The organism is Nakamurella sp., assembly GCF_048594475.1.
Lineage (GTDB): Bacteria > Actinomycetota > Actinomycetes > Mycobacteriales > Nakamurellaceae > Nakamurella.
Genome location: NZ_JBMDXT010000461.1, coordinates 1 through 7,218, shown reverse-complemented (window position 1 = coordinate 7,218; position 7,218 = coordinate 1). Strand labels below are relative to the sequence as shown.

Below are 7,218 nucleotides of genomic sequence, written 5' to 3'. Positions count from 1 at the left end.
AGGTCGCCGCCGTACGGATGCCGCTCGGGGACGCCGAGCTGGTTGCAGTACTCGACCGTGCGGCGGATCTCGTCGATGTCGGAGAAGTCGATCTGCGGGTCGATGCCCTGGCTGAACAGGTTCAGGCCCAGGGTCACCAGGCAGACGTTGCCGGTGCGCTCGCCGTTGCCGAACAGGCAACCCTCGATGCGGTCGGCGCCGGCCAGGTAGCCCAGCTCGGCCGCGGCCACGGCGGTGCCGCGGTCGTTGTGCGGGTGCAGGGACAGCACGATGCCGTTGCGCCGCTCCAGGTTCCGGTTCATCCACTCGATCGAGTCGGCGTAGACGTTGGGGGTGGCCATCTCCACCGTCGCCGGCAGGTTGACCACCATCGGGTTCTGCTCGGTCGGCTGCCAGATCGCGGAGACCGCGTTGCACACCTCGACCGCGTACTCCAGTTCCGTGCCGGTGTAGGACTCGGGGGAGTACTCGAAGCGCCAGTCCGTGTCCGGGTACTTCTCGGCCCAGCGGGCCACTTCCTCCGCGCCGTCCGTGGCGATCCGGCGGATGCCGACCCGATCCAGGCCGAAGACGACCCGCCGCTGCAGGGTGGAGGTGGAGTTGTACAGGTGGACCAGGGCCGACGGGGCGCCCTCGACCGCCTCGAAGGTCCGGGCGATCAGCTCGGGCCGGGCCTGGGTCAGCACCTGGATCCGCACGTCCGAGGGGATGGCGTCCTGCTCGATGATCTCGCGGACGAAGTCGAAGTCGGTCTGGCTGGCCGCCGGGAACCCGACCTCGATCTCCTTGAAGCCCATCTGGACCAGCAGGTTGAACATGCGCCGCTTGCGGGCGGGCGTCATCGGGTCGATCAGGGCCTGGTTGCCGTCCCGCAGGTCGACCGCGCACCACTGCGGTGCCTTGGTGATGACCTTGCTCGGCCAGGTGCGGTCGGGCAGGTCGATCGGCGCGAACGGGGTGTAGCGCGCGTACGGCATGGAGCTGGGCCGCTGCCGGTTGTAGGCGGCCTGACCGGCGGGAATGTCGCCGGCCGGCGTGCGCAGGCGGGACGGGGCGGGGGTACCCATTGCTGGTTGGTGTCCTTTGCGGGAGAGCCCGTGCTCGTGATCAATCCGGCCCGGGCGGGGGGAATGACCGGCAGCACAACACACCGCGACGGAGGAGCCAGTCGGAAATCAGGCTCCGTCGCGGCGGCGAAGGAGCAGGCCGGACGTCGTCGGGACGGCCGCTGCGGTGCGCACCACGTCTGGGACTGTACCCCGACCCCTCCGCCGGGTGCATCCGCTGGCGCGACCCACCACCCGGTCGGGGCCGCCACGCCGGTCGTCGGCGGGCAGCCTGAGCGGGCGAAATGCGGTTGGGTGTCCGGTTGGGTCGCCCTACCATCGATCACCATGCACGCGCACCAGGGTCGAACCACCCAGGGGTGGACCGGCGCGCCGGCCGCCGGGCCGGTTCCGGCCGGGCCGTTCGGGCGCTGGCAGGGCGCCGGCAACCGGGCCATCGCCGCCCTGCTGCGGCCGGCGGTCCAACGGGAGGAGGAGGCGGGGACGGCGGAGGCGCTGCCCACCGCCGAGGACACCGGCCGGGTCGACGATCTGGTGAACGCCGTCCTGAGCAGCGTCGACGGCGCCGCGGTGGCCGGACAGCTCCGCCAGGACGCCGCGGCCCAGGGCGGCGGGTCGAGCGCCGCCGCCGAGTCCGGGGCCGGTACCGACGCCGCGCAGGTGCAGACCCTCCGGGCCGGCGCGAGCTCGGTGCAGCGCGATCCCACCACGCCGAGTGATCCCGCCACGCCGAGCGGTCCTCCCGCGCCGACGACCAAACCGGCCGACCTGAGCGACGTGCTCGACGCGATCCTGGCCCTGCCGACCGTGAAGGGCCTGCTCGACCGGCTGGCCGACATCGCCGCCCGCGAGATCAAGAAGGCGGGCGCGCCCGCCACCATCACCCTCGCCACGTTCGTCGTCCCGCCGCTGCTGGTCGGCCTGAACCAGGGTCTGGGGGTCACCAAGCTGGTGCTCAAGACGCCGGAGATCCCGCTGGGCCGGGATGCCCAGGGGGTGCCGCGGTCGGTGCGGTTCCGGTTCGAGGCGACGGTGGATCCCAAGACCGGCGGCGGCGGGTCGCTCGGGGCCGAGTTCAAGTTCTGACGGCGGTCAGCCGGGGCGCCGCGGACGGACCCGGCTCGAACGAGTTGGCCGGTCGGCTCGGTCGACGGGCGACGACCACGGTGCCGGACGGTCCCAGCCGGCGGGCAGCCGGGTCCGGCCGTCACCCAGGGCCGAGGACAGCTGCGCGGGTCGCAGGAACAGCGCGCCGGACAGATCGGCCCCGGCCAACCGGGTGGCCCGAAGGTCGGCCCCGCCGAGATCGGCCCGGTCCAGGTCGACGCCGCGCAGATCGGCGCCCAGCAGCACCGCGCTGCGCAGGTCGGCCCCGCGCAGGTCGGTTCGGCGCAGGTCGGCCCCGACCAGGGCACGTCCGGCGAGATCGGGACCCGCGCTGCCGGCGCGGGCCCGCCGGCTGACCCGCTTGACCAGGTCCATCGCCGGGGTCAGGGCGGCCACCACGTCGAGCCGGGCCAGCTCGTCCGGTGGCAGGTCGCCCAGGGCGTCGGTGCTGTCCAGGGCCTGCTCGACCTCGGCCCGCAGCTCTCCGGTGGCCAACGACCGGGCGTGGTCCAGATGCCAGAGCACCTCGTGCACCCCGGTCATCGTCATGAACGCCGGGAAGACGGTCGAGGCCTCGTCCGGGTGGTCCCGCCAGGTCCGACCCTCGAACGTGGACCCGGTGATCCGCTGCCCGGCCCCGAAGCAGTCGTAGGCGATGCATCCGGGAAAGCCCTTCTCCCGCAACCGGTCGTGGATGCCGCAGCCGAAATCCTCGGTCCGCAGGTGGGGGCACGGCCGGTCGGCGGGCTTGTCGATCGCGAAGTCGGCCGAGCGGCGCAGGCTCATCGCCGTACAGCACAACGCCGAGCAGGCCGAACAGTCGGCCGCGAGCAGCGGCAACGGCCGCACGTTCAGCGCCGGCCCGGGCGGTACGGATCCGGCGTCGCCCGGGCCGCGGCCAGGGCGCCCCAGACCATCGAGCCGACCCAGGCGATGGGCCAGAGCAGGAACCAGAACAGCCCGAACGCCAGGAACCCGCCGAAAAACAGGACGGCCAGCATGGTCAGGGCCCCGCCGACGGTCGAATAGAACATGCCGAACGGGCCGAAGAACAGGGTGAGCACGATGGCGACGCCGACCGACTTGCGCGCGGCCGGGGCGGCCGGCGGTGGGGGCAAGGGACCGGTGTGCCCGGTCCAGGCCCAGCCGTCCCACCAGCGCAGCACCGGGTAGCCGAGCGGGTCGGCGTACCAGCCGGGTGGGATGTCCAACGGGTCGGGCCGGGCGACGGGCGGGCCGACCGGCTCGTCGACGGTGGCCAGCAGGCGCTCGTCCCCGGCCGACCAGGCCCGGGGCGACTGGCCCTCGACGGCGGCCAGGTCGGTCATCGTCACCCCGGCGACCCGGGTGTGGGTGGTCCACTGCGTGCCGTTCCACCACCGCTCGGCCTCCGGGTCCCCGTCGTCGGGGTACCAGCCCGCGGCCAGCCGCGCCGGGGGAAGGACATCGGGTCGGGTCGGCATCCGGAACTCCCTCGCGCTGGCGGGACGGCTGCTTCGAGATTACCGACGGCGCGGCCGGGTTCCCGAGTTGTCCACAATCGGCCGGGGCACCATGGGGTCGTGCCCGCAGCCCCCGGTGATCCACCGACCGAGCCCCTCGCCGTGGTGACGGCGGCCCCGTCCGAGTCGCGTCCGCCGTCGGGATCGTCACCGGCGGTGCCGGACGGTTCCCGGCCGCCGTGGACGTTCGTCGACGTCTTCGTCGGCCTGGGCGGCGTGTTGCTCGCCGGCACGGTCCTGTCGGCCGTGATCCGGCTCACGGGTGGCCAGCTCGGCGCGGCGACGCTCGTGGTGGCCGCGCTGCCGGTGTGGATCGGCCTGCTGGGCACCGCGGTCTGGGCCTGCCGCCGGCACGGCACCGGCAACCTGGTCACCGACCTCGCCCTGCGGTTCCGGTGGGTGGACCTGTGGATCGGGCTGGGCGCGGGCTTCGGCCTGCGGTTGGCCATCGGCATCTGGACCGTGCTGATCACCCGTCTGACCGGGCAGCTGCCGCAGGGCAATCTGCAGGACGTGCTGGGGGAGAACGGCATCGGCCGCGGCGCCGTCCTGGTGCTCAACGCGCTGGCGATCGGGCTGGTCGGGCCGGTGATCGAGGAGATCTTCTTCCGGGGCGTCGGCCTGCGCGGGGCCCTGGCCAGCCTGCTCCGGCGCAGTTCCGGCCACGCGCGGCTGGCCGATCCGCGGCAGCGGGCCCGGATCGCGATCGTGGCCACCGCCGCCGTGTTCGCCCTGCTGCACGTCTCCGAGGTCGGCGACCTGGTGTCCGCGCTCGCGCTACTGCCCGGGCTGTTCGTCGCCGGGCTGGTTCTCGGGTGGCTCACCATCCGGTTCGGGCGCCTGGGCCCGGCGATCGTCACCCACGTCGTCTTCAACGCGGTGGCGGTCGCGGCCCTGGTCGCCGTGAGCGCATCGGCCTGATGGCCCGCGGACCGAGGTCCTGCCGGTAAAATCCGTCACCGGCCCGAAACACGGGTGCACGCACGCGACAGTGGGAGTGGAAGTGGGCCTCGTCGTCCAGAAGTACGGCGGTTCGTCGGTCGGGACGGCGGAGCGGATCAAGCGGGTGGCCGAGCGGATCGTGGCGACCCGCAAGGACGGCCACGACGTCGTCGTGGTCGTGTCGGCGATGGGTGACACCACCGACGAGCTGATGGATCTGGCCCAGCAGGTCTCGCCGTCGCCGCCGGCCCGCGAGCTGGACATGCTGCTGACCTCCGGCGAGCGCATCTCCAACGCCCTTGTCGCGATGGCCATCACCGCGCTGGGGGCCGAGGCGCGCTCCTTCACCGGGTCGCAGGCCGGCGTCATCACCGACTCCACGCACGGCAAGGCCCGCATCATCGACGTGACCCCGGGCCGGATCCGGTCCGCGCTGGACGAGGGCAGCATCGCCCTGGTCGCCGGCTTCCAGGGCGTCAGCCAGGACACCAAGGACATCACCACGCTGGGCCGGGGCGGCTCGGACACCACCGCGGTCGCGCTGGCGGCCGCCCTGAACGCGGACGTCTGCGAGATCTACACCGACGTCGACGGCGTGTTCACCGCCGACCCGCGGATCGTGCCGAACGCCGCCCAGCTGGACACCATCTGTTACGAGGAAATGCTGGAGATGGCGGCCTCCGGGGCCAAGGTGCTGATGCTGCGCTGCGTGGAGTACGCGCGCCGCTACGGCGTCCCGGTCCGCGTCCGCTCCTCGTACAACGACCGAAACGGAACGCTCGTCACCGGCAGCATGGAGGATCTTCCCGTGGAAAATGCCCTGATCACCGGCGTCGCCCACGACCGGGGCGAGGCCAAGGTGACCATCACCGGGGTCGCCGACCACCCCGGCGTCGCCGCCCGGATCTTCCGGACCATCGCCGACGCCGAGATCGACATCGACATGGTCGTGCAGAACATCTCCAAGGCGGTCGACGGCAAGACCGACATCACCTTCACGCTGCCCAAGGGTGACGGTCCCCGGGCCGTCGCGGCCCTGGAGTCGCGGCAGCCCGAGATCGACTTCGAGTCGATCGTCTACAACGACCACGTCGGCAAGGTCTCGCTGATCGGCGCGGGCATGCGCTCGCACCCCGGCGTCACCGCGACCTTCTGCGAGGCGCTGGCCGCCGCCGGGGTCAACATCGACATCATCTCCACCTCCGAGATCCGCATCTCCGTGCTGGTCCGCGACGTGGAACTGGACACCGCGGTGCGGGCGTTGCACGACGCCTTCGAGCTCGGCGGGGACGAAGAGGCCGTCGTGTACGCGGGAACCGGGAGGTAGAGGGCCGTGAGTGGACTGAATATCGGAGTGGTCGGCGCGACCGGGCAGGTCGGCGGGGTGATGCGGCGGATCCTGGCCGAGCGGGACTTCCCCGTCGCGAGCATCAGGTTCTTCGCCTCGTCGCGCTCCGCCGGCACGAGCCTGCCCTGGGGCGATCGGCAGATCGTCGTCGAGGACACCGCCGAGGCCGATCCGAGCGGGCTGGACATCGCGCTGTTCTCGGCCGGGGCCACCCTGTCCCGGGCGCAGGCGCCGCGATTCGCCGCCGCCGGCGTCACCGTCATCGACAACTCGTCGGCCTGGCGCAAGGATCCGTCGATCCCGCTGGTCGTGTCCGAGGTGAACCCGCAGGCCGCGCTCGACGCGATCGCCGCCAAGGGCCCCGGAGTGATCATCGCCAACCCGAACTGCACCACGATGGCCGCGATGCCGGTGCTCAAGCCGCTGCACGACGAGGCCGGCCTGCGCCGGCTCATCGTGTCCACCTACCAGGCGGTGTCCGGATCGGGGCTGGACGGTGTCGCCGAGCTCGAGGGCCAGGTCCGGGCGGTGGTCGACGGCCCGGTCGCCCCCGGCGCGCTGACCCACGACGGGGGCGCCGTGCAGTTCCCCGAGCCCAAGAAGTACGTCCGGCCGATCGCGTTCAACGTGATCGCGCTGGCCGGGTCGGTCGTCGACGACGGCACCTTCGAGACCGACGAGGAACAGAAGCTGCGCAACGAGTCCCGCAAGATCCTGGACATCCCGGAGCTGCTGGTCTCCGGCACCTGCGTGCGGGTCCCGGTGTTCAGCGGCCACTCGCTCTCGATCAACGCCGAATTCGACCGGCCGCTCTCGGTGGCCCGGGCAACCGAGCTGCTGACCGGCGCGCCGGGCGTCGAACTGACCGACGTGCCGAACCCGCTGCAGGCGGCCGGCGCCGACCCGTCGTACGTCGGGCGCATCCGTCAGGACGCCTCCGTGCCCGACGGCCGCGGTCTGGTGCTGTTCGTCTCGAACGACAACCTCCGCAAGGGGGCCGCGCTGAACGCCGTGCAGATCGCCGAGGTCGTCGCGGACGCGGTCGTCGCCGCGCGCTGATCGTTCGCCGACGGGCGGCCGCTGATCGGTGTCGGGCGGCCGCCCCTGCGCCGTCCGGGCCGGGTGCCCGACTGTGTCGTGCGGGGGCCGGTGGGGTCCGGCCGGGGTCTGACGCTGTCCGGCGGCGCCCGGTGGTGTCCGGTGGCGTCCGGCGGCGTCCTGGCGCCGGGTCGCCCGACCGTGACTGAAGACC

The 7,218-nt window shown here is 72.7% G+C and carries 7 protein-coding genes; 4 read left to right on the top strand and 3 right to left on the bottom strand.

Annotation, left to right across the window (positions count from 1 at the left end; all coding sequences use genetic code 11):
• A partial coding sequence (locus tag ACOJUF_RS20705) for a 2-isopropylmalate synthase (protein WP_420123703.1) occupies positions 1-1,067 on the bottom strand: 1,067 nt, incomplete at its 3' end.
• A gap of 327 nt (positions 1,068-1,394) precedes the next feature.
• Between ACOJUF_RS20705 and ACOJUF_RS20700 the strand changes: the two genes are divergently transcribed.
• Positions 1,395-2,153, top strand: a complete 759-nt coding sequence (locus ACOJUF_RS20700) for a hypothetical protein (RefSeq protein WP_420123702.1) — start codon at positions 1,395-1,397, stop codon at positions 2,151-2,153.
• Between the two features lie 6 nt (positions 2,154-2,159).
• On the opposite strand, the gene ACOJUF_RS20695 is transcribed toward ACOJUF_RS20700, so the two are convergent.
• A complete protein-coding gene (locus tag ACOJUF_RS20695; RefSeq protein WP_420123704.1) occupies positions 2,160-2,960 on the bottom strand; it encodes a pentapeptide repeat-containing protein in 801 nt (266 codons plus the stop codon).
• Positions 2,961-3,025: 65 nt separating this feature from the next.
• Positions 3,026-3,637 carry a DUF2510 domain-containing protein gene (locus tag ACOJUF_RS20690; protein ID WP_420123701.1) on the bottom strand — a complete coding sequence of 204 codons (612 nt, stop codon included), beginning with the start codon at positions 3,635-3,637 and terminating at the stop codon, positions 3,026-3,028.
• 99 nt (positions 3,638-3,736) lie between these two features.
• Here ACOJUF_RS20690 and ACOJUF_RS20685 point away from each other — a divergent pair, with 99 nt between their 5' ends.
• The 3 genes from ACOJUF_RS20685 to ACOJUF_RS20675 all read left to right on the top strand — a co-directional run bounded on the left by ACOJUF_RS20685 (position 3,737) and on the right by ACOJUF_RS20675 (position 7,025).
• Positions 3,737-4,597: a CPBP family intramembrane glutamic endopeptidase gene (locus tag ACOJUF_RS20685; protein WP_420123700.1), complete on the top strand. Its 861-nt coding sequence runs from the start codon at positions 3,737-3,739 to the stop codon at positions 4,595-4,597.
• Between the two features lie 82 nt (positions 4,598-4,679).
• Entirely contained in the window at positions 4,680-5,945 is a 1,266-nt protein-coding gene (locus ACOJUF_RS20680; protein ID WP_420123699.1) for an aspartate kinase, read from the top strand.
• Between the two features lie 6 nt (positions 5,946-5,951).
• Positions 5,952-7,025, top strand: a complete 1,074-nt coding sequence (locus tag ACOJUF_RS20675; protein WP_420123698.1) for an aspartate-semialdehyde dehydrogenase — start codon at positions 5,952-5,954, stop codon at positions 7,023-7,025.
• Positions 7,026-7,218 lie beyond the last annotated feature (193 nt).

Excerpts from the sequence above, each read along its gene's own strand:
- ACOJUF_RS20695 (WP_420123704.1), bottom strand. The coding sequence starts at position 2,960 with ATGAGCCTGCGCCGCTCGGCCGACTTCGCGATCGACAAGCCCGCCGAC.
- ACOJUF_RS20700 (WP_420123702.1), top strand. The coding sequence starts at position 1,395 with ATGCACGCGCACCAGGGTCGAACCACCCAGGGGTGGACCGGCGCGCCG.
- ACOJUF_RS20690 (WP_420123701.1), bottom strand. The coding sequence starts at position 3,637 with ATGCCGACCCGACCCGATGTCCTTCCCCCGGCGCGGCTGGCCGCGGGC.